The 15,970-nt window shown below is 65.7% G+C and carries 28 protein-coding genes; all 28 read left to right on the forward strand.

Features of this window, described 5'->3' with window-relative positions; all coding sequences use genetic code 11:
- The first annotated feature begins 10 nt into the window (after positions 1-10).
- The 28 genes from rpsS (at position 11) to IPN02_00395 (ending at position 15,313) form a co-directional block, all read left to right on the forward strand.
- Positions 11-295, forward strand: a complete 285-nt coding sequence (gene rpsS / locus IPN02_00260; GenBank protein ID MBK9295319.1) for a 30S ribosomal protein S19 — start codon at positions 11-13, stop codon at positions 293-295.
- 2 nt (positions 296-297) lie between these two features.
- Complete coding sequence (gene rplV / locus IPN02_00265) at positions 298-999, forward strand: 50S ribosomal protein L22 (protein MBK9295320.1); 702 nt, start codon at positions 298-300, stop codon at positions 997-999.
- Positions 999-1,919, forward strand: a complete 921-nt coding sequence (rpsC, locus tag IPN02_00270; protein MBK9295321.1) for a 30S ribosomal protein S3 — start codon at positions 999-1,001, stop codon at positions 1,917-1,919. Before rplV ends, rpsC begins: the two co-directional genes overlap by 1 nt.
- Positions 1,920-1,923: 4 nt before the next feature.
- Positions 1,924-2,340: a 50S ribosomal protein L16 gene (gene rplP, locus IPN02_00275; GenBank protein ID MBK9295322.1), complete on the forward strand. Its 417-nt coding sequence runs from the start codon at positions 1,924-1,926 to the stop codon at positions 2,338-2,340.
- A complete protein-coding gene (gene rpmC, locus IPN02_00280) occupies positions 2,340-2,558 on the forward strand; it encodes a 50S ribosomal protein L29 (protein ID MBK9295323.1) in 219 nt (72 codons plus the stop codon). The genes rplP and rpmC overlap by 1 nt, the downstream gene beginning before the upstream one ends.
- Positions 2,559-2,852 (forward strand): 30S ribosomal protein S17, encoded by a 294-nt coding sequence (rpsQ, locus tag IPN02_00285; GenBank protein ID MBK9295324.1) that lies wholly within the window; start codon positions 2,559-2,561, stop codon positions 2,850-2,852. It begins immediately after the preceding gene.
- Complete coding sequence (gene rplN / locus IPN02_00290) at positions 2,849-3,217, forward strand: 50S ribosomal protein L14 (protein MBK9295325.1); 369 nt, start codon at positions 2,849-2,851, stop codon at positions 3,215-3,217. The genes rpsQ and rplN overlap by 4 nt, the downstream gene beginning before the upstream one ends.
- 35 nt (positions 3,218-3,252) lie before the next feature.
- Complete coding sequence (gene rplX / locus IPN02_00295) at positions 3,253-3,555, forward strand: 50S ribosomal protein L24 (protein MBK9295326.1); 303 nt, start codon at positions 3,253-3,255, stop codon at positions 3,553-3,555.
- 89 nt (positions 3,556-3,644) lie between these two features.
- Entirely contained in the window at positions 3,645-4,205 is a 561-nt protein-coding gene (gene rplE / locus IPN02_00300; protein MBK9295327.1) for a 50S ribosomal protein L5, read from the forward strand.
- Entirely contained in the window at positions 4,205-4,390 is a 186-nt protein-coding gene (locus IPN02_00305; protein MBK9295328.1) for a type Z 30S ribosomal protein S14, read from the forward strand. Before rplE ends, IPN02_00305 begins: the two co-directional genes overlap by 1 nt.
- A gap of 14 nt (positions 4,391-4,404) precedes the next feature.
- A complete protein-coding gene (rpsH, locus tag IPN02_00310) occupies positions 4,405-4,809 on the forward strand; it encodes a 30S ribosomal protein S8 (protein ID MBK9295329.1) in 405 nt (134 codons plus the stop codon).
- 8 nt (positions 4,810-4,817) lie between these two features.
- The gene (gene rplF, locus IPN02_00315) at positions 4,818-5,357 is read left to right on the forward strand and encodes a 50S ribosomal protein L6 (protein ID MBK9295330.1); all 540 of its coding nucleotides are present in this window, start codon (positions 4,818-4,820) and stop codon (positions 5,355-5,357) included.
- A gap of 19 nt (positions 5,358-5,376) precedes the next feature.
- Positions 5,377-5,742 carry a 50S ribosomal protein L18 gene (gene rplR, locus IPN02_00320; GenBank protein MBK9295331.1) on the forward strand — a complete coding sequence of 122 codons (366 nt, stop codon included), beginning with the start codon at positions 5,377-5,379 and terminating at the stop codon, positions 5,740-5,742.
- Positions 5,743-5,786: 44 nt separating this feature from the next.
- The gene (rpsE, locus tag IPN02_00325) at positions 5,787-6,332 is read left to right on the forward strand and encodes a 30S ribosomal protein S5 (GenBank protein MBK9295332.1); all 546 of its coding nucleotides are present in this window, start codon (positions 5,787-5,789) and stop codon (positions 6,330-6,332) included.
- Entirely contained in the window at positions 6,329-6,517 is a 189-nt protein-coding gene (rpmD, locus tag IPN02_00330) for a 50S ribosomal protein L30 (protein MBK9295333.1), read from the forward strand. Before rpsE ends, rpmD begins: the two co-directional genes overlap by 4 nt.
- Positions 6,514-6,999 (forward strand): 50S ribosomal protein L15, encoded by a 486-nt coding sequence (gene rplO / locus IPN02_00335; GenBank protein MBK9295334.1) that lies wholly within the window; start codon positions 6,514-6,516, stop codon positions 6,997-6,999. Before rpmD ends, rplO begins: the two co-directional genes overlap by 4 nt.
- Before the next feature lie 19 nt (positions 7,000-7,018).
- Complete coding sequence (secY, locus tag IPN02_00340; GenBank protein ID MBK9295335.1) at positions 7,019-8,356, forward strand: preprotein translocase subunit SecY; 1,338 nt, start codon at positions 7,019-7,021, stop codon at positions 8,354-8,356.
- 22 nt (positions 8,357-8,378) lie between these two features.
- Positions 8,379-9,023 carry an adenylate kinase gene (locus IPN02_00345; GenBank protein MBK9295336.1) on the forward strand — a complete coding sequence of 215 codons (645 nt, stop codon included), beginning with the start codon at positions 8,379-8,381 and terminating at the stop codon, positions 9,021-9,023.
- Between the two features lie 209 nt (positions 9,024-9,232).
- Entirely contained in the window at positions 9,233-9,457 is a 225-nt protein-coding gene (gene infA, locus IPN02_00350; protein ID MBK9295337.1) for a translation initiation factor IF-1, read from the forward strand.
- A gap of 41 nt (positions 9,458-9,498) precedes the next feature.
- On the forward strand, positions 9,499-9,612 hold the full coding sequence (gene rpmJ, locus IPN02_00355) for a 50S ribosomal protein L36 (protein MBK9295338.1): 114 nt from the start codon (positions 9,499-9,501) through the stop codon (positions 9,610-9,612).
- A gap of 46 nt (positions 9,613-9,658) precedes the next feature.
- Complete coding sequence (rpsM, locus tag IPN02_00360) at positions 9,659-10,036, forward strand: 30S ribosomal protein S13 (protein ID MBK9295339.1); 378 nt, start codon at positions 9,659-9,661, stop codon at positions 10,034-10,036.
- Between the two features lie 96 nt (positions 10,037-10,132).
- Positions 10,133-10,531 carry a 30S ribosomal protein S11 gene (gene rpsK, locus IPN02_00365; protein ID MBK9295340.1) on the forward strand — a complete coding sequence of 133 codons (399 nt, stop codon included), beginning with the start codon at positions 10,133-10,135 and terminating at the stop codon, positions 10,529-10,531.
- A 17-nt stretch (positions 10,532-10,548) separates the two neighbouring features.
- Positions 10,549-11,166 carry a 30S ribosomal protein S4 gene (gene rpsD / locus IPN02_00370; GenBank protein MBK9295341.1) on the forward strand — a complete coding sequence of 206 codons (618 nt, stop codon included), beginning with the start codon at positions 10,549-10,551 and terminating at the stop codon, positions 11,164-11,166.
- A gap of 87 nt (positions 11,167-11,253) precedes the next feature.
- On the forward strand, positions 11,254-12,198 hold the full coding sequence (locus IPN02_00375; protein MBK9295342.1) for a DNA-directed RNA polymerase subunit alpha: 945 nt from the start codon (positions 11,254-11,256) through the stop codon (positions 12,196-12,198).
- Positions 12,195-12,551: a 50S ribosomal protein L17 gene (gene rplQ, locus IPN02_00380; GenBank protein ID MBK9295343.1), complete on the forward strand. Its 357-nt coding sequence runs from the start codon at positions 12,195-12,197 to the stop codon at positions 12,549-12,551. The genes IPN02_00375 and rplQ overlap by 4 nt, the downstream gene beginning before the upstream one ends.
- A 228-nt stretch (positions 12,552-12,779) precedes the next feature.
- Entirely contained in the window at positions 12,780-13,538 is a 759-nt protein-coding gene (gene truA / locus IPN02_00385; GenBank protein ID MBK9295344.1) for a tRNA pseudouridine(38-40) synthase TruA, read from the forward strand.
- Between the two features lie 138 nt (positions 13,539-13,676).
- Entirely contained in the window at positions 13,677-14,300 is a 624-nt protein-coding gene (locus tag IPN02_00390; protein ID MBK9295345.1) for a sigma-70 family RNA polymerase sigma factor, read from the forward strand.
- Positions 14,297-15,313, forward strand: coding sequence for an anti-sigma factor (locus IPN02_00395; protein MBK9295346.1), 1,017 nt, complete (start codon positions 14,297-14,299; stop codon positions 15,311-15,313). The genes IPN02_00390 and IPN02_00395 overlap by 4 nt, the downstream gene beginning before the upstream one ends.
- Positions 15,314-15,970: the final 657 nt, after the last annotated feature.

The raw sequence follows: 15,970 nt of genomic DNA on the forward strand, positions 1-15,970 counted from the left end.
AAGTCCTGATATGCCCCGCAGTCTGAAGAAGGGCCCTTTCGTCGACGACCACCTTCTGAAGAAGGTGGATGCGCTCAACGACAAGAGCCAGAAGACGGTCATCAAGACCTGGTCGCGACGCTCGACGATCATCCCCGACATGGTCGGTCACACGATCGCAGTGCACGACGGCCGCAAGCACGTTCCCGTGTACGTCACCGAGTCGATGGTCGGTCACAAGCTGGGCGAGTTCGCCCCGACCCGCACCTTCAAGTTTCACGCCGGCCAGGAGCGCACGGCGCGAGGCGGGCGGTAACGATGGCCCAGAACGGAACGAAGACCAACGAACGTCCGGGCACCCGCGCCGTCTTGCGCCATGCTCGCTTCTCGGCCTACAAGGCTCGCGAAGTGCTCAACCTGATCCGGGGCCTGCCGGTCGCCGATGCGATGGACGAGCTCAACCGCTGCGACCGCGACGCCGGTCGGCCGATCGCCAAGCTGGTCGCCTCGGCGGTCGCCAACGCCGGCGCCAACGACGGCCTGCCCGCCGACGAACTGTTCGTCGCCGCCTGCTATGCCGATGAAGGCCCGACGATGCGGCGCTTTCGGCCCCGTGCCCGAGGCCGAGCCACTCGCATCAACAAGCGGACCACCCACATTACGGTGATCGTCGGACGGTTGTCGGCCGAGGAGCTCAGCGATCGACGCGAGCGTGGTGGAGCCCCCGCAGACGCCGCCGCCGCCCGAGCTCGTCGCGTTGCGGCGAGCCGGGGTGATGACGCCAACACCGCCGACGAGTCGGTGGCGGACGAGGCAGAGGTCGTTGAACCGGCCACCGCAGCGGTCAACCCGGAGATGGTGGACGACACGCCCACCGACGAGGCCACGGCCGAGCAGGAGGCGGAAGCCACCGCCCAAGCTGCCGAGGCCGACGCAGACGACACCGACGCAGACGACACTGACGCTGCGGATGCAGCCGACGACACTGCGGATGCAGCCGACGATAAGGACGACGCCTGATGGGACAGAAGGTCAACCCGTACGGCTTTCGCCTGGGAATCACCACCGACTGGAAGTCCAGGTGGTACGCCAGCCGTGAGCAGTACGTCGACTACGTGGTCGAGGATTGGGAAATCCGCCGCTATCTGATGGGCCGCATGGCCAACGCAGCCATCAGCCGCATCGAGGTGGAGCGAACCCGCGATCGGGTGCGCATCGATCTGCACACCGCCCGTCCGGGCATCGTGATCGGGCGCCGCGGCGCCATGGCCGACGAGCTCCGCCAGGAGCTCGCCCGGATCACGAGCAACCCCAAGGTGCAGCTCAACATTCAAGAGATCAAGCAGCCCGAGCTCGATGCTGCCCTGATCGCTCAGGGCGTCGCCGACCAGCTGGCCAACCGCATGGCGTTCCGTCGTGCGATGAAGCGAGCGGTCCAGAACGCCATGAAGGCCGGCGCCCTCGGCATCCGGGTTCAGTGCGGTGGCCGTTTGGGCGGTGCCGAGATGAGCCGCTCCGAGTGGTACCGCGAAGGTCGGGTGCCGCTCCATACCCTGCGGGCCGACATCGATTACGGCCTGCGCGAGGCCGCCACCAGCACCGGCCGCGTCGGCGTCAAGGTGTGGCTCTACAAGGGCGACATCCTGCCCTACAAGCCCCAGGGCGAGGACAAGGCCTCCAAAGAGGCTGCGATGGCGGTGGGCGAGTCCACCGGCCAGGAACCCACCTCACGTGTGGTGTCGTCCCGTCCCGCTCCGCCGGTGCCCGCCGGCGCCGGCGACGACGATGCTGCCCCGGCCGAGGTAACCGAGCCTGCGCCCCTCCTCAAGGAAGCGGATCCGGAGTTCGAGAAGCTGCTGACCGAGGAAGAAGAGATCGAGCGTCAGGCCCAGTCCCGGTCCAAGGGACCGGAGCATTTCCGGCCGAACGAGGGAGAGTGATCCCATGTTGATGCCACGTAAGGTTCGACACCGCAAGCACCAGCGAGGACGCCTCAAGGGCACCGCCAAGGGCGGAACCGAGGTCAGCTTCGGCCAGTACGGCGTGCAGGCGCTCGAGCCGGGTTGGATCTCCGCCCGGCAGATCGAGGCAGCTCGTATCGCCATGACGCGCCACATCAAGCGCGGTGGCAAGGTGTGGATCACCGTCTTCCCCGACAAGCCGATCACCGCCAAGCCGGCCGAGACCCGCATGGGATCCGGCAAGGGCAACCCGGAGCGCTGGGTGGCCCCGGTGAAGCCGGGCCGCATCATGTTCGAGCTGAGCTACCCCGACGAAGCAGTCGCACGCGGTGCGCTCGATCGGGCGATCCAGAAGCTGCCGATCAAGGCGCGCATCGTCACCCGGGAGGAGGGCATCTGATGGCCCGTAACGACACCCCCATTCGAGAGATCGCCGATGGCGAGCTGCTGACCCAGTTGGCCGAACGACGCGAAGAGTTGTTCAACCTTCGGTTCCAGCTGGTCACCGGCCAGCTCGACAACTCCGCCCGACTGGGCGAGGTCAAGCGGATGATCGCCCGAATCCTGACCGAGCTGCGCGAGCGCGAGATTGCCGCCGCCGAGAGAGAGAACGCGTAAATGGCCGAGACCAGCATCAACGCGGACGACACCACCGCCGAGACCCGTCCTTCCCGCAAGGTGCGCGAGGGCATCGTCACCTCGAGCGGCATGGACAAGACCGTCACCGTCAGCTTCACCCAGCAGGTCCGGCATCGGGCCTACGACAAGGCGGTCCGACGCACCAAGCGCCTCTACGTCCACGACGAGGAGAACACCCTCAACGTCGGCGACCGGGTGCGGGTTGTCGAGACCCGTCCACTGTCCAAGAACAAGCGCTGGCGCCTGCTCGAGATCCTGGAGCGTGCCCGATGATCCAAGTGGAAACCCGCATGCGGGTTGCGGACAACTCCGGTGCCCGCGAGGTATTGGTGATCAAGGTGCTCGGAGGCTCTCGCCGCCGCTATGCCTCGATCGGCGACATCGTCGTGGCCACGGTGAAGGACGCCCTCCCCGGTGCAGCCGTCAAGAAGGGCGAGGTCGTGCGCTGCGTGATCGTGCGCACCAAAAAGGAGCGGCGTCGCAGCGACGGTTCCTACATCCGTTTCGATGAGAACGCAGCGGTCTTGATCCGTGAGGATCGGGCGCCCCGTGGCACCCGCATCTTCGGTCCGGTCGGCCGTGAACTCCGCGACGCCAAGTTCATGCGCATCGTCTCACTCGCCCCGGAGGTGCTGTGATGTCACGCACGAAGCAGGCCAAAGCGCCCGCCAAAATGAAGGTCCGTGAAGGCGACCGGGTAGTCGTGTTGCGGGGCAAGGACCGCGGCACCGAGGGCGTGGTGATCAAGGCCATGCCGAAGGCCCAGAAGCTTCTCGTCGAGGGCGTCAACGTCCAGAAGCATCACGAGAAGCCACGCCAGCAGGGTCAACCTGGCGGCATTCGCGAGGCCGAGGGCCCCATCCATGTGTCCAATGTGGCGCTGGTCGAGGGCGGCACGCCAACCCGGGTCGGTTACCGGGTGTCCGACGACGGCATCAAAACCCGAATCTCCCGCAAGAGCGGAGGTGAGCTGTGAGCAACGCGACCAAATCTGCCAAAACGACCGGCGTCGAGGCCGAAGAAGCCGAGTCCGAGCCGGTGATCAGCGTGGGCGACTACGACGGTGTGGCCCCCGGGCCTCGCCTGAAGCTGCGCTACAACGCCGAGCTGCGTGACCAGATCCAGACCGCACTCGGGCTGGAAAACGTCATGGAGGTGCCCCGCCTCACCAAGATCGTGGTCAACGTGGGCGCCGGCGCCGCCATCGATCAGAAGGCGCTCATCGAACGGGTGATCGGCGACCTGACGATCATCACCGGCCAGAAGCCGATCGTCACCAAGGCCAAGAAGTCGATCGCAGGCTTCAAGCTGCGTGAGGGTAACGCCATCGGTGTCAAGGTCACCCTGCGGGGCGACCGCATGTGGGAGTTCTTCGACCGGTTGGTCAACCTCGCCATCCCCCGCATCCGCGACTTCCGTGGCTTGTCGCCGAAGAGCTTCGACGGCCGGGGTAACTACACCTTCGGGGTGACCGAGCAGTTGATCTTCCCCGAAATTGACTACGACCAGATCGACGCCTCCCGGGGTATGGACATCACGCTGGTCACGACCGCTCGTACCGACGCTGAAGGCAAGGCCCTGCTCGACGCCTTCAGCTTCCCGTTCAAACGTGAAGGGCAGCAGTAATGGCGAAGAAGGCACTCGTTGAGAAGGCCAACCGCAAGCCGAAGTACAAGGTCCGTGGCTACACCCGCTGCAAGCGCTGTGGCCGTCCACGTGCCGTCTACCGGAAGTTTGGACTGTGTCGTATTTGTCTGAGAGAGATGGTCCACGCGGGAGAAATTCCCGGGGTCCGCAAGGCGAGCTGGTGAGAGGAGTCTGAAAAATGTCAATGACTGATCCCATCGCCGACATGCTCACCCGGATTCGCAACGCGAATATCGCGATGCACGACCAGGTGCGCATGCCTTCATCCAAGCAAAAGCTGGCTCTCGCCGAGATCCTCCGTCGTGAGGGCTACATCGGCCCGTACGAGGTGAACCCTGCGCCCAACGGCCCGGGCAACACCCTGACGATCACCATGAAGTACTCCCCGGAGCGCCAACGCGTGATCTCCGGTCTGCAGCGGGTGTCCAAGCCCGGCCTTCGCATCTACCGCAAATCCAACGAGGTGCCCCGCGTTCTGGGCGGCCTCGGGATTTCGGTGCTGTCCACCAGCCAGGGGCTGATCACCGACCGGGAGGCACGTCGCCGCCGGGTCGGTGGCGAGATCCTCTGCAACGTCTGGTAGGAGCTGACATGTCACGAATCGGAGAACAGCCGATCACCATCCCCGCCGGGGTCACCGTGTCGGTCGACGGCAGCGCCGTGACCGTCAAGGGCCCCAAGGGCGAACTCAGCCAGGACATCCCGGGCGCCATTGCAGTGGCGGTCAACGACGGTGAAGTCAACGTCAGCCGGGGCGACGACGAGCGCGAAACTCGCTCGTTGCACGGCCTGTCGCGTTCGCTGGTGAACAACATGGTCGTCGGCGTTTCCACCGGGTTCCAGAAGGATCTCGAGATCGTCGGTACGGGTTATCGAGCGGCGGCCAAGGGGTCCAATGCCCTGGAGCTCCAGCTCGGTTACTCCCACTCGATCACGGTCGAGGCGCCGAAGGGCATCACCTTCACGCTTCCTCGTAACACCTACATCGAGATCACCGGCATCGATAAGCAGGTCGTCGGTCAGGTGGCCGCCAACATTCGAGCGCTGCGTTCGCCGGAGCCCTACAAGGGCAAGGGCGTCCGCTATGCCAACGAGCACGTGAAGCGCAAGGCCGGTAAGGCCGGCAAGTGAGCCGGGCCAGGAGCATGAGATGACCAACAAGACCAACGCCAAGCGCCGATCCCGCATACGTCGCCACGCCCGTGTGCGTGCGACGGTCAGCGGGACCACACAACGCCCCCGCCTTTCCGTGTATCGGTCCAACCGACACGTGATGGCCCAGGTGATCGACGACACCGCCGGGGTCACCCTGGCTGCGGCGTCGACCCAGGAATCCGACCTGTCGGGTGGAGCGACGTCCAACAAGGAGGCGGCCGCAGCGGTCGGCGAGCGCATCGCCGAGCGTGCCAAGGCCGCCGGAGTGACCACGGTGGTCTTCGACCGGGGCGGTTTCCGCTTCCACGGTCGGGTAGCCGCATTGGCCGATGCCGCCCGTTCCGGCGGACTGGAGTTCTAGAGATGGCACCACACAGCAACCGCGGCAACTCCCGCGGCGACGACATGTCACTGCGCGAACAGCGCGTGATCAACATCAACCGGGTGGCCAAGGTCGTCAAGGGCGGACGTCGGTTCTCCTTCACAGCGCTGGTTGTGATCGGCGACGGCGCCGGTCGCGTCGGCCTCGGCTACGGCAAGGCCAAGGAGGTGCCCCTGGCGATCCAGAAGGGCACCGAAGAGGCCAAGCGCTCCCTGATCAAGGTCCCGATGGCCGGTTCCACCATCGTTCACCCGATCATCGGTGAACTGGGCGCCGGCCGGGTCATGCTCAAGCCAGCCGCCCCCGGTACCGGCGTGATCGCCGGCGGCGCCGCCCGCGCCATCCTCGAAGAGGCCGGCATCGGCGACGTCCTGTGCAAGTCCCTGGGCTCGCCCAACTACATCAACGTCGCGCGGGCCACCATGGCCGGGCTGAGCGGCCTGCGCCGCCCCGACGAGATGGCTCGCCTTCGCGGTCTCGATCCCGAGGAGTTCATGCCCCCCGCCCTGTGGCGTGCGTGGCAGGAGTCCGAGCGCGGTCCGGCCCCCGAACCGACCGAGGTTCGATGATGGCCAAAGTGAGAGTCACACAGACCCGATCTGCGATCGGGAGCAAGCCCAAGCAGCGCGGATCCCTCCGCGCCTTAGGCCTCGGCCGCATCGGCAAGACCAACGTGCTCGAGGACACCCCCGACATGCGGGGCCAGATCAATAAGGTCCCCCACCTGATCAGCGTCGAGGAGGATGCATCGTGAAGATCCACGATCTGCAACCGTCACCCGGAGCCAAGCGTCGCTCCAAGCGTGTCGGCCGAGGTATCGGTGGCAAGGGCGGCAAGACCGCCGGCCGCGGCACCAAGGGCCAGCACGCTCGCAACACCGTGCCGGTCGCCTTCGAGGGCGGTCAGCTGCCCTTGTTCCAGCGCCTGCCCAAGCTGCGCGGCTTCAACAACCCGTTCCGGGTTGAGTATCAGCCGATCAACCTCGACACGATCGCCGAGTGCGGCCTGGACGAGGTCAGCCCCGAAACCCTGCTCGGCATCGGGCTGGTTGGCAAGGGCTCACTGGTCAAGGTGCTGGGACGTGGCGAGATCGATCGCGCCGTCACGGTGAAGGCTCATGCTTTCTCCGCCTCCGCCGAGGCTGCGATCACCGCTGCGGGCGGCAGCGTCGAGCGACTCGACCTGCCCCATGCCGTGCGCCCTGCGTTCCACGGATCGGCCCACACCAACCGCTAAGCGGTAACTGGAGCTCCCTGTGTTTTCCTCGCTGCGCAACCTCTTCAAGATACCGGAGCTCCGGAACAAGATTTTCTTCACCTTGTTCATTTTGGCGCTCTATCGGCTGGGTTCATACATCCCCGCGCCCGGTATCGATCAGTCGGCCGTCGCAGCGATCAAGTCGCAGGCCGAACAGGGTGGGGTGCTCAGCTATCTCCAGCTGTTTTCGGGTAACGCGTTGACGCAGTTTGCCATCTTCGCTTTGGGCATCATGCCGTACATCACAGCGTCGATCATCCTGCAGATCCTCGGCGTGGTCATCCCCAAGCTGGAGGAGTGGCAACAGCAGGGGGCGGTCGGGCAACGCAAGATCACGCAGTGGACCCGCTATGTCACGATCGGCATCGCCGTGCTGCAGAGCACGGGCTTCGTCTATCTGTTCCAGAACGGTGGCGGCGGGCTGACGTCGAACGAGAACATCTCCCTCGTCACCAACTTCAACCTGGGCACCCTGTCGCTGATCGTCTTGACGTTCACCGCCGGCACCGCCCTGCTGATGTGGATGGGCGAGCTGATCACCCAGCGGGGGATTGGCAACGGCATGTCGCTGATCATCTTCAGCTCGGTCGTCTCGGCCTTTCCATCGGTCGGCGCCAGCCTGCGGGCCTCCAACGGATGGTTCGCCGTGCTGCTGGTGTCCGGCGTGGCCGTGTTGCTGCTGATCTTCATCATCTACATCGAGAACGGTGTCCGGAAGATTCCGGTGCAGTTCGCCAAGCGTCAGGTGGGTCGCCGCATGTACGGGGGCCAGAGCACCTACATCCCCCTGAAGGTCAACCAGGCGGGCGTGATCCCGATCATCTTTGCTTCCGCTTTCCTGCAGATGCCCGTCCTCTTGGTCAACGTCCTGCCCAAGAGTGGGTGGGGCGATGCGGTGCGGCGCTGGATCGACGGCAACCTGGTGCAGGCGGCCTCGCCGGTCTACCTGGGCATCTTCGGGCTGCTGATCTTCGGTTTCAGCTACTTCTACACGTCGATCGCTTTCGACCCCGTGCAACAGGCCGACAACCTGCGCAAGCAGGGTGGCTTCATCCCCGGCATCCGACCCGGCCCCCAGACCGAGCGCTACCTCGCCAAGGTGCTCAACCGGATCACCTTCCCCGGAGCGCTGTTCATCGCCTTCCTGGCGCTGGCGCCGACCATCATCGTCGTCATGATCGTGGGACGGGCCAACTCGGGCATTGCCTTCTCGATCGGTGGCGCCTCGCTGCTCATCGCCGTCGGCGTGGCCCTCGAGCTGATGAAGCAGATCGATGGCCAGCTGATGCTGCGCAACTACGAGGGCTTCCTGTCGAACAAGCCGGAGAAGCGCTGATGGCTGAAAGGGCGGGTGTGTCATGAGGTTGGTGATCTTCGGTCGACAGGGTGCCGGTAAGGGAACCCAGTCCAAGCTGCTCGCCGAGCATTTCGGCGTGCCACACATCTCCACCGGCGACATCTTTCGGGCTGCGATTTCGGCGGGAACCGAAATCGGCCTGGCTGCGAAAGCGATCATGGACCGGGGCGACCTGGTACCCGACGACGTGCTGCGCGGCATCGTCGCCGAACGGCTTGCTCAGAGCGACGCCGCCGACGGGTGGCTGCTCGACGGCTTCCCCCGCACGCCCACCCAAGCCGACGACCTCGACCAGATCGCCGACCCGCCGCTCGACCTGGCGATCAACCTCGAGGTTCCCGAAGACGTCGTCGTCGAGCGCATCAGCTCGCGGCGGGTGTGCAAGGCCGAGGGCCACATTTACACGGCGAACGATCCGTCCGCCCGTTCGGGCATCTGTGAGGTCGACGGCAGCGCCGTCGTCCAGCGCGATGACGACACCGAGTCCGCAGTGCGTCACCGCCTGGAGGTCTACGCCGAGCAGACCGAGCCGCTCCTCGCCCGCTACGGCGAGTCGAACCGCCTGGTGACCGTCGACGGAGCCGGCGCTGTCGCCGACGTCGCAGGTCGCGTCGTCACGGGGATCAACGACGGGTTGGCCCGATGATCCGGCCGCTGGTTTTGTCTCCGGTCCCCGGCGGGGTAAGCTTCTCTGCCGACTTGTTGGCAAGTCGTGCCGCCGCGTGCCCGCATGCGCTCAGCGTGTGCGACGCCCCGGTTGATCGCTTCCACCCAAGCTTTCAACCTTTCGTTCGTCCAGCCACGGTCGCCGGCCCAACCAGCCGGCATTCGTCCGTCCGCAACTGAGGAGTCACCCTGCCGAAGTCCAAAGAAGACGCCATCGTCATGGAAGGCACCGTCAACGAATCGCTGCCCAATGCGATGTTTCGCGTCGAGTTGGAAAACGGGCACGAAGTGTTGGCTCACATCTCCGGAAAGATGCGTATGCACTACATCCGCATCCTGCCCGGGGACAAGGTGCAGGTCGAACTCACCCCTTACGACCTCACCCGGGGTCGTATCACGTACCGCTACAAGTAGTCGGTCCGGAACCGTCTCCGGACAAAACGCGAGAGGCAATCATGAAGGTTCAAACCAGCGTGAAGCGCATGTGTGAGAAGTGCACGGTCATCCGTCGAGGTGGCACCGTGCGCGTGATCTGCGAGAACCCGCGTCACAAGCAGCGGCAAGGCTGAGACGGCCCGAATGGTTGAGATCCAGATGATCGAGGAGCGCTAAGAAATGGCACGCATTGCTGGAGTGGACATTCCCCGCGAGAAGCGGTTGGTGATCTCACTCACTTATATCTACGGGGTCGGGCCCAACCAGGCTTCCGCGATCCTGGAGGCCATCGGCCTTCCCGAGGACACCCGCGTGCGGGACCTCACCGAGGCCGAGGTCAGCCAGCTCCGCACCTACATCGAGGCCAACCTGAAGGTGGAAGGCGACCTGCGCCGTGAGGTGCAGCAGAACATCAAGCGCAAGATGGAGATCGGCTCCTACCAGGGCCTGCGCCATCGGCGGGGCCTGCCGGTCCGGGGCCAGCGCACCCACACCAACGCTCGCACCCGCAAGGGTCCGAAGAAGACCGTGGCCGGTAAGAAGAAGGTCCGCAAGTAGTCACCCCGACACCGAGACTCATCGCTCGACCGGGGCGACGATTTCGGTACCTGTTCCACCACCCCACGATCACCCGAACCAAGCTGAGGAATGCGAATGGCCAAGCCACAAGCCGGCGCACGGAGACCCCGCCGTCGTGAGCGCAAGAACGTCACTCACGGCATCGTGCACATCAAGTCATCATTCAACAACACGATCATCGCCATCTCCGACCAGGAGGGCAACATCCTGTCGTGGGCGTCGGGCGGAAACGTGGGCTTCAAGGGCTCCCGCAAGTCCACCCCGTATGCCGCTCAGATGGCCGCCGAACAGGCCGGCCGCAAGGCGATGGAGCACGGCGTTCGTCGCGTGGACGTGATGGTGAAGGGCCCCGGCTCAGGCCGCGAAACCGCCATCCGGTCCATCCAAACCCTCGGCATCGAAGTTATCGGTATCAAGGATGTCACCCCCGTACCCCACAACGGTTGCAAGCTGCCCAAGCGGCGCCGTCAGTAGCAGGAAGGAATTAGGACATGTCCCGCTACACAGGACCCCGAGCGCGCGTCTCTCGCCGACTCGGCACCAACATCTGGGGAACCAAGGGCGAGGTTCTCGCCATGGAGAAGCGCCCCTACCCCCCAGGCCAGCACGGGCGAACCCGTCGCCGAGGCAACGTCTCGGAGTACTTGCTTCAGCTTCAGGAGAAGCAGAAGGCTCGCTTCACTTACGGCATGACCGAGAAGCAGTTCCGCCGGCTCTACGAGGAGGCCTCCGGCCGCCCCGGCGTGACCGGCGAAACGCTGTTGGTCTATTGCGAGCTGCGCGTCGACAACGTCGTGTACCGCTCCGGCTTGGCGGCCACCCGCCCCCAGGCCCGCCAGCTGGTCAGCCACGGTCACTTCGAGGTGAACGGTCGCCGGGTGCACACGCCCAGCTACCGCCTCCGCAAGGGTGACGTCGTGACGCTCCGGGAAAAGAGCCGTGAGATGATCACGATCACCTGGAACAAGGACACCCTCGACCGCGCCGCTCCCGCATGGCTTGAGCGTGGCGAAAACCACAACTCGATCACCGTGCGCGAGCTGCCGGTGCGCGAGCAGATCGACGTGCCGGTGCGCGAGCAGCTCATCGTCGAGCTCTACTCCAAGTAATTCTCGGGAACGCCGTCGCCGACGGCGACGGCGTTCCCAAAGAAGTTCATTCAGCCACGATCACCCCCCAGGAAGGTTGCGACCACCATGCTCGTGATCCAACGACCCACGGTCGAAGCCCTCGACGAGGGCGACGACACCCGGCAGCAATTTGCCATCGGCCCCCTTGAACCCGGCTTCGGGCACACGTTGGGCAACTCGCTTCGCCGCACCCTGCTGTCGTCGATCCCCGGAGCGGCCGTTACTTCGGTTCGCTTCGATGACGCACTGCACGAGTTCGACACGATTCGAGGCGTCGCCGAGGACGTCACCGACATCATCTTGAACCTCAAAGATGTCGTCGTCAGCTCCGAGTCCGACGCCCCGGTGGTCGTGCGCCTCGATGTCGCCGGTCCCACCACGGTGACCGCCGGCAACATCCGCACCACCGACGAGGTCGTGGTACTCAACGGCGAACTGCCGCTGGCCACGATCAACGAGGACGGCCAGCTGGCGATGGAGCTCACCATCGAACGCGGCCGCGGCTATTCGCCCGCCGACTCGACCAAGGGCAACACCACGATCGGGGCCATCCCGATCGATGCGATCTTTTCGCCGGTGCGCCGCGTGTCGTTCATCGTCGAGCCCACCCGGGTGGAGCAGTCGACCAACTTCGACCGCCTGGTGCTCGACGTCGAGACCGACGGCTCGCTGTCGCCCCGCGACGCCCTGGCCTCGGCCGGCGCCACGCTGACCGGTCTGGTTCAGCTGGTCGCCGAGTTGACCGACGAGCCGGAAGGCTTGGAGCTGGGCGACCTGGCCCCGGCGGCCGGCGTGTCGCCCGACCTCGAGTTGCCGATCGAAGATCTCGAGCTGTCCGAGCGACCCCGCAACTGCCTCAAGCGCGCTCAGGTCAACACGGTAGGCGAGCTGCTGTCGAAGACCCCCGATGATCTGCTGGCCATTACCAACTTCGGACAGAAGTCCCTCGACGAGGTTCTTGTGAAGCTCGACGAGCGGGGCCTGTCCCTCAACTCCCGGGAGCTCGGATGAAGGGCACGCCAACCAAAGGCAAGCGGCTTGGCGGCTCTGCCAAGCACCAGCGACTGATGCTGGCCAACCTCGTGTCGTCGCTGATGGCGGCCGAGCGCATCGTCACCACGGAGGCCAAGGCCAAGGCGCTGCGCCCGGTGGCCGAGAAGGTGATCACCAAGGCCGCCAAGGGTGGCCTGCACAATCACCGCCAAATCCTCGCCTTCCTCAACGACACCGAGATCGCCGACACGCTGATGGAAGATATCGGTCCGCGCTACGCCGACCGTCCGGGCGGTTACACCCGCATCCTCAAGCTGGATGACAAGCGCAAGGGTGACAACGCGCCGATGGCGATCATCGAACTGGTCTGACGCTCTTTTGAGTGCGCGCGGTCGGCAGGCCGTGGGCGTGATGACATCCCTGCGCCGATCCGCTATGCGCCTGGATGCCACCACCCCCACGACCTGTCGACGCTCCGCGTCTGGGGTCTCGTTCGATGAACCCGTCGTCGACGTCGGGGGAGTGAAGGTCAGGGACTTGGCGAAGCGGTCCAGGACCTTCACTGCACCGATGGCGACGGCTCTGCCGGTTGGTTGGCCATGACGCGGTGGCGGCTTGACGTTGCCTATGACGGTTCCGGGTTTCGGGGCTTTGCGGTCAACATCGGCATCCGCAGCGTCGCCGGCGAGCTCAATGCCGCCCTGGGCCGCATGTGCGGGCACGATGTGACGGTCACCTGCGCTGGTCGCACCGACGCCGGCGTCCACGCCCGTGGTCAGGTGGTGCACTTCGACACCGACAAGGAGGGCCTCGAAGCGGCCCGCCTGATGCGATCGCTCAACCGTATGCTCGGGCCGGAAATCGCCGTCACCGATGCCCAGATCGTGCCGACGACGTTCGACGCCCGCTTCTCGGCAACGTGGCGTCGCTACCGCTATTCGGTGGTCACTTCGGTTTGGGTCGACCCGCAGGTGGCGCGCTTCGTCTGGCACCGGGAGGGCGAACTCGATCCGTCCCCGATGGCCACGGCGGCCCAGGCCTTCGTCGGCCGTCATGACTTTTCGACGTTCTGTCGCCGGACCCCTCCGGCTCCCGGTCAGGTGGAACGCTCACGTGTGAGAAACCTGCACGAGTTCGACGTCCGGTGTGACGGGCCGCACCGGTTGGACTTCTGGGTTCTGGCCAGCTCGTTCTGTCATCACCAGGTGCGCTCGATGGTCGGCACGCTCGTTCAAGTGGGGGAGGGGCGGCGTAACGTGGACTCGGTAGCCCGGGCGCTCGAGTCGCTGGACCGCCAGCAGTGTGGTCCGGTGGCGCCGGCGGAGGGATTGACGCTGTGGCAGGCCGGTTACGGATGACGCGCATCCGATGGGCGTCGCCTCATAGAATCGCCGCATCAACCCGTCTCCAAACCGTCAGACGATCGACGCTCGAATCTCAGCGGTTCGGGCGTCGCGAGCGCAATGGGCGGTCGGCGATGAGAAAGAAAGTTCCTGATGAGTGATCCACGAGGCCACGCAGGCTCGGAGTACGAGCAGATGGACCCGGAACTCGCAGCTCTCTCCGACGCCGCCCTTGTGGTCGCAGTCGGCCGATACGACGAGGCGGCGCTGCGCGAGCTGTACCGCCGACACGGCGACGCGGTGTTCGGCCTGGCAAACCGGGTGATCTGCGACCGCCATATCGCCGAAGAGGTGCTTCAAGACACCTTTGTTCGGCTGTGGAACTCGCCCGAACGCTTTGACCCCGAGCGGGGCACGCTGCGCACCTACCTGCTTCGCATGACCCACAGCCGTTCGGTCGATCGGATCCGGAGCGAGCAGGCCCGGCGCGATCGGGAAGAGCGCCACGAGGTGGACCTGGCCACCACCAGGCCGCCCGCCGATATTGAACGGGAGGCGTGGGAGATGATCCGGTCCGACAACATCCGTAACGCCCTCGAAGAGCTTTCCGCATCTGAGCGCGACGCGATCGTGCTCGCTTACTTCGGCGGCCGCACCTACCGGGAGGTCGCCACCCAATTGTCCATCCCCGAGGGAACGGCCAAAAGCCGTATCCGCCTCGGCCTCGCCAAGCTCGCCTCCCACCTGGAAGCGGCTGGACTAGGAGTGCAGACATGACTGGCAACTTCGGCGGCGGTGCACCAGACGGTGCCGGCGCCGACGACTCGATCGAGAGCCTCTTGGGGGCCTACGCCCTTGACGCCGTGTCCGGGGACGAACGTCTCCAGGTCGACATGTTGCTCGAGCGTTCCCCCAGCGCACGGGCAGAACTGGCCACCATGCAGGTCGCCGTCGATGCGCTGGCGGCCGAGGCCGCTTCGGCCCCACCGATCGGGACGTGGGACCGACTGCGCGACCGCCTCGCTGAAACCGGTGCTGAGAGCGGCACGGGCTCGGCGCCATCGGTCGACGCGCTCTTCCCCGACGGCGCGCTCAGCATCCCACCCGGTGTGCGGTCGTCCGATCGCCGGACGGACGAAGCCTCCGATGGGGGCCGTGACCAGGCCTCCGCCGATGCCGATGCCGATGGGGCATTAGATGCCGCGCGGGACGAGATGGTCGACGTCAGGCGTGAGCCAACCCCGGTGGACGAGCTCGCCCAACGTCGTTCGGCTCGTTCCGGTGCGGTCGCCGGCGACCCAGGTCGGCGGGCGACCCGGGTTGGCGGCGTGCGGGGCTGGGCGCTCGCTGCGGCAGCAGCGGCCGTCGTGGCCGTCCTGATGCTCGGCGGTCTGGTCGTGCGACAGGGAACCCGCATCGACAACCTCTCGTCCGAGATGGCGTCGGGTGGCATCGAGCGCTCCGCCCAACAGGCCCTGGCCGATCCATCCTCGGAGTTGGTCGATCTGACCGGCGGTGACCTGAAGGTCAACGTACGGGCCGCCGTCACCGAGGACGGCACCGGTTATCTGTTCGCCGAGGATCTACCCGAGCTGCCGGCCGGCCAGACGTACCAGCTGTGGGCCGCCCGCGACGACAATGTCGTCTCGGTCGGGGTGCTCGGCCGGCGACCGATGGTCAGCGCTTTTCAGACCGCCACCGATGCCAAGGCGTTGGCGATATCCGTTGAAACCGAGGGTGGAGTGGTGACCTCGGACCACGACCCGGTCGCCGTCGGCGAATTCAGCTGATCCAGCCCACAACCGAAGAGTCCCGACGACGCCACCCGCCCGGGTGGCGTCGCCGCGTCTGCACCCAAAGTGATGTCCCGCAAGTGGGGAGCCCAGAGCGCGGTCTGGCGGTCGTTTGGGCTCCCGGGTTCGGAAGGCACCGGCAGGGTTCTCGCAAGTGGGGAGCCCAGGGCGCGGTCTGGCGGTCGTTTGGGCTCCCGGGTTCGGGGTGGTCTCGCCCGAGGTGAGATGTGTCCAGCGTCACACCTAACTGGTGATCCGGGGTCGAGGGTGGCATCGAAGAAGAGATGTGACCCCAGCCAAGCCCACCCCCCAAGAGTCCGGCTCCCACGCCGACTCTGCCTCCCCCACCCCCGGCATCGCCGGGGTGGGGGAGGCGCTGGGTGCGCTTCGTGGCCCTCGCCACGAGCGCGGTGGATTAGTTGTCGTGCGCCAGTTGGTAGGGACCAGTTTTGGGGGGTTGCGCCACCTGGTAGGGACCACCTTGCGCCAGCTGAAAGGGACCACTTGGTGGGGGGTCTTCCGGGGTCGGTGTCGTAGACGCTGAACTGCCGTCGTTGCGTCAGACCCGAAAGGCGGGGTCTATGGCATACCGGGAGGTTCCTGTGTTTGAGGTTCGTGAAGTGTTGAGGTTGTGGCTGTCCCTAATCGGGTTCC

It is taken from the genome of Candidatus Microthrix subdominans, assembly GCA_016719385.1.
GTDB lineage: Bacteria > Actinomycetota > Acidimicrobiia > Acidimicrobiales > Microtrichaceae > Microthrix > Microthrix subdominans.

What these genes read in the sequence shown, in the direction of transcription:
- rpsS (MBK9295319.1), top strand. Translation starts at nt 11, where the DNA reads ATGCCCCGCAGTCTGAAGAAGGGCCCTTTCGTCGACGACCACCTTCTG.
- rplV (MBK9295320.1), top strand. Translation starts at nt 298, where the DNA reads ATGGCCCAGAACGGAACGAAGACCAACGAACGTCCGGGCACCCGCGCC.
- rpsC (MBK9295321.1), top strand. Translation starts at nt 999, where the DNA reads ATGGGACAGAAGGTCAACCCGTACGGCTTTCGCCTGGGAATCACCACC.
- rplP (MBK9295322.1), top strand. Translation starts at nt 1,924, where the DNA reads ATGTTGATGCCACGTAAGGTTCGACACCGCAAGCACCAGCGAGGACGC.
- rpmC (MBK9295323.1), top strand. Translation starts at nt 2,340, where the DNA reads ATGGCCCGTAACGACACCCCCATTCGAGAGATCGCCGATGGCGAGCTG.
- rpsQ (MBK9295324.1), top strand. Translation starts at nt 2,559, where the DNA reads ATGGCCGAGACCAGCATCAACGCGGACGACACCACCGCCGAGACCCGT.
- rplN (MBK9295325.1), top strand. Translation starts at nt 2,849, where the DNA reads ATGATCCAAGTGGAAACCCGCATGCGGGTTGCGGACAACTCCGGTGCC.
- rplX (MBK9295326.1), top strand. Translation starts at nt 3,253, where the DNA reads ATGAAGGTCCGTGAAGGCGACCGGGTAGTCGTGTTGCGGGGCAAGGAC.
- IPN02_00305 (MBK9295328.1), top strand. Translation starts at nt 4,205, where the DNA reads ATGGCGAAGAAGGCACTCGTTGAGAAGGCCAACCGCAAGCCGAAGTAC.
- rpsH (MBK9295329.1), top strand. Translation starts at nt 4,405, where the DNA reads ATGTCAATGACTGATCCCATCGCCGACATGCTCACCCGGATTCGCAAC.
- rplF (MBK9295330.1), top strand. Translation starts at nt 4,818, where the DNA reads ATGTCACGAATCGGAGAACAGCCGATCACCATCCCCGCCGGGGTCACC.
- rplR (MBK9295331.1), top strand. Translation starts at nt 5,377, where the DNA reads ATGACCAACAAGACCAACGCCAAGCGCCGATCCCGCATACGTCGCCAC.
- rpsE (MBK9295332.1), top strand. Translation starts at nt 5,787, where the DNA reads ATGTCACTGCGCGAACAGCGCGTGATCAACATCAACCGGGTGGCCAAG.
- rpmD (MBK9295333.1), top strand. Translation starts at nt 6,329, where the DNA reads ATGATGGCCAAAGTGAGAGTCACACAGACCCGATCTGCGATCGGGAGC.
- IPN02_00345 (MBK9295336.1), top strand. Translation starts at nt 8,379, where the DNA reads ATGAGGTTGGTGATCTTCGGTCGACAGGGTGCCGGTAAGGGAACCCAG.
- rpmJ (MBK9295338.1), top strand. Translation starts at nt 9,499, where the DNA reads ATGAAGGTTCAAACCAGCGTGAAGCGCATGTGTGAGAAGTGCACGGTC.
- rpsM (MBK9295339.1), top strand. Translation starts at nt 9,659, where the DNA reads ATGGCACGCATTGCTGGAGTGGACATTCCCCGCGAGAAGCGGTTGGTG.
- rpsK (MBK9295340.1), top strand. Translation starts at nt 10,133, where the DNA reads ATGGCCAAGCCACAAGCCGGCGCACGGAGACCCCGCCGTCGTGAGCGC.
- rpsD (MBK9295341.1), top strand. Translation starts at nt 10,549, where the DNA reads ATGTCCCGCTACACAGGACCCCGAGCGCGCGTCTCTCGCCGACTCGGC.
- IPN02_00375 (MBK9295342.1), top strand. Translation starts at nt 11,254, where the DNA reads ATGCTCGTGATCCAACGACCCACGGTCGAAGCCCTCGACGAGGGCGAC.
- rplQ (MBK9295343.1), top strand. Translation starts at nt 12,195, where the DNA reads ATGAAGGGCACGCCAACCAAAGGCAAGCGGCTTGGCGGCTCTGCCAAG.
- truA (MBK9295344.1), top strand. Translation starts at nt 12,780, where the DNA reads ATGACGCGGTGGCGGCTTGACGTTGCCTATGACGGTTCCGGGTTTCGG.
- IPN02_00390 (MBK9295345.1), top strand. Translation starts at nt 13,677, where the DNA reads ATGAGTGATCCACGAGGCCACGCAGGCTCGGAGTACGAGCAGATGGAC.
- IPN02_00395 (MBK9295346.1), top strand. Translation starts at nt 14,297, where the DNA reads ATGACTGGCAACTTCGGCGGCGGTGCACCAGACGGTGCCGGCGCCGAC.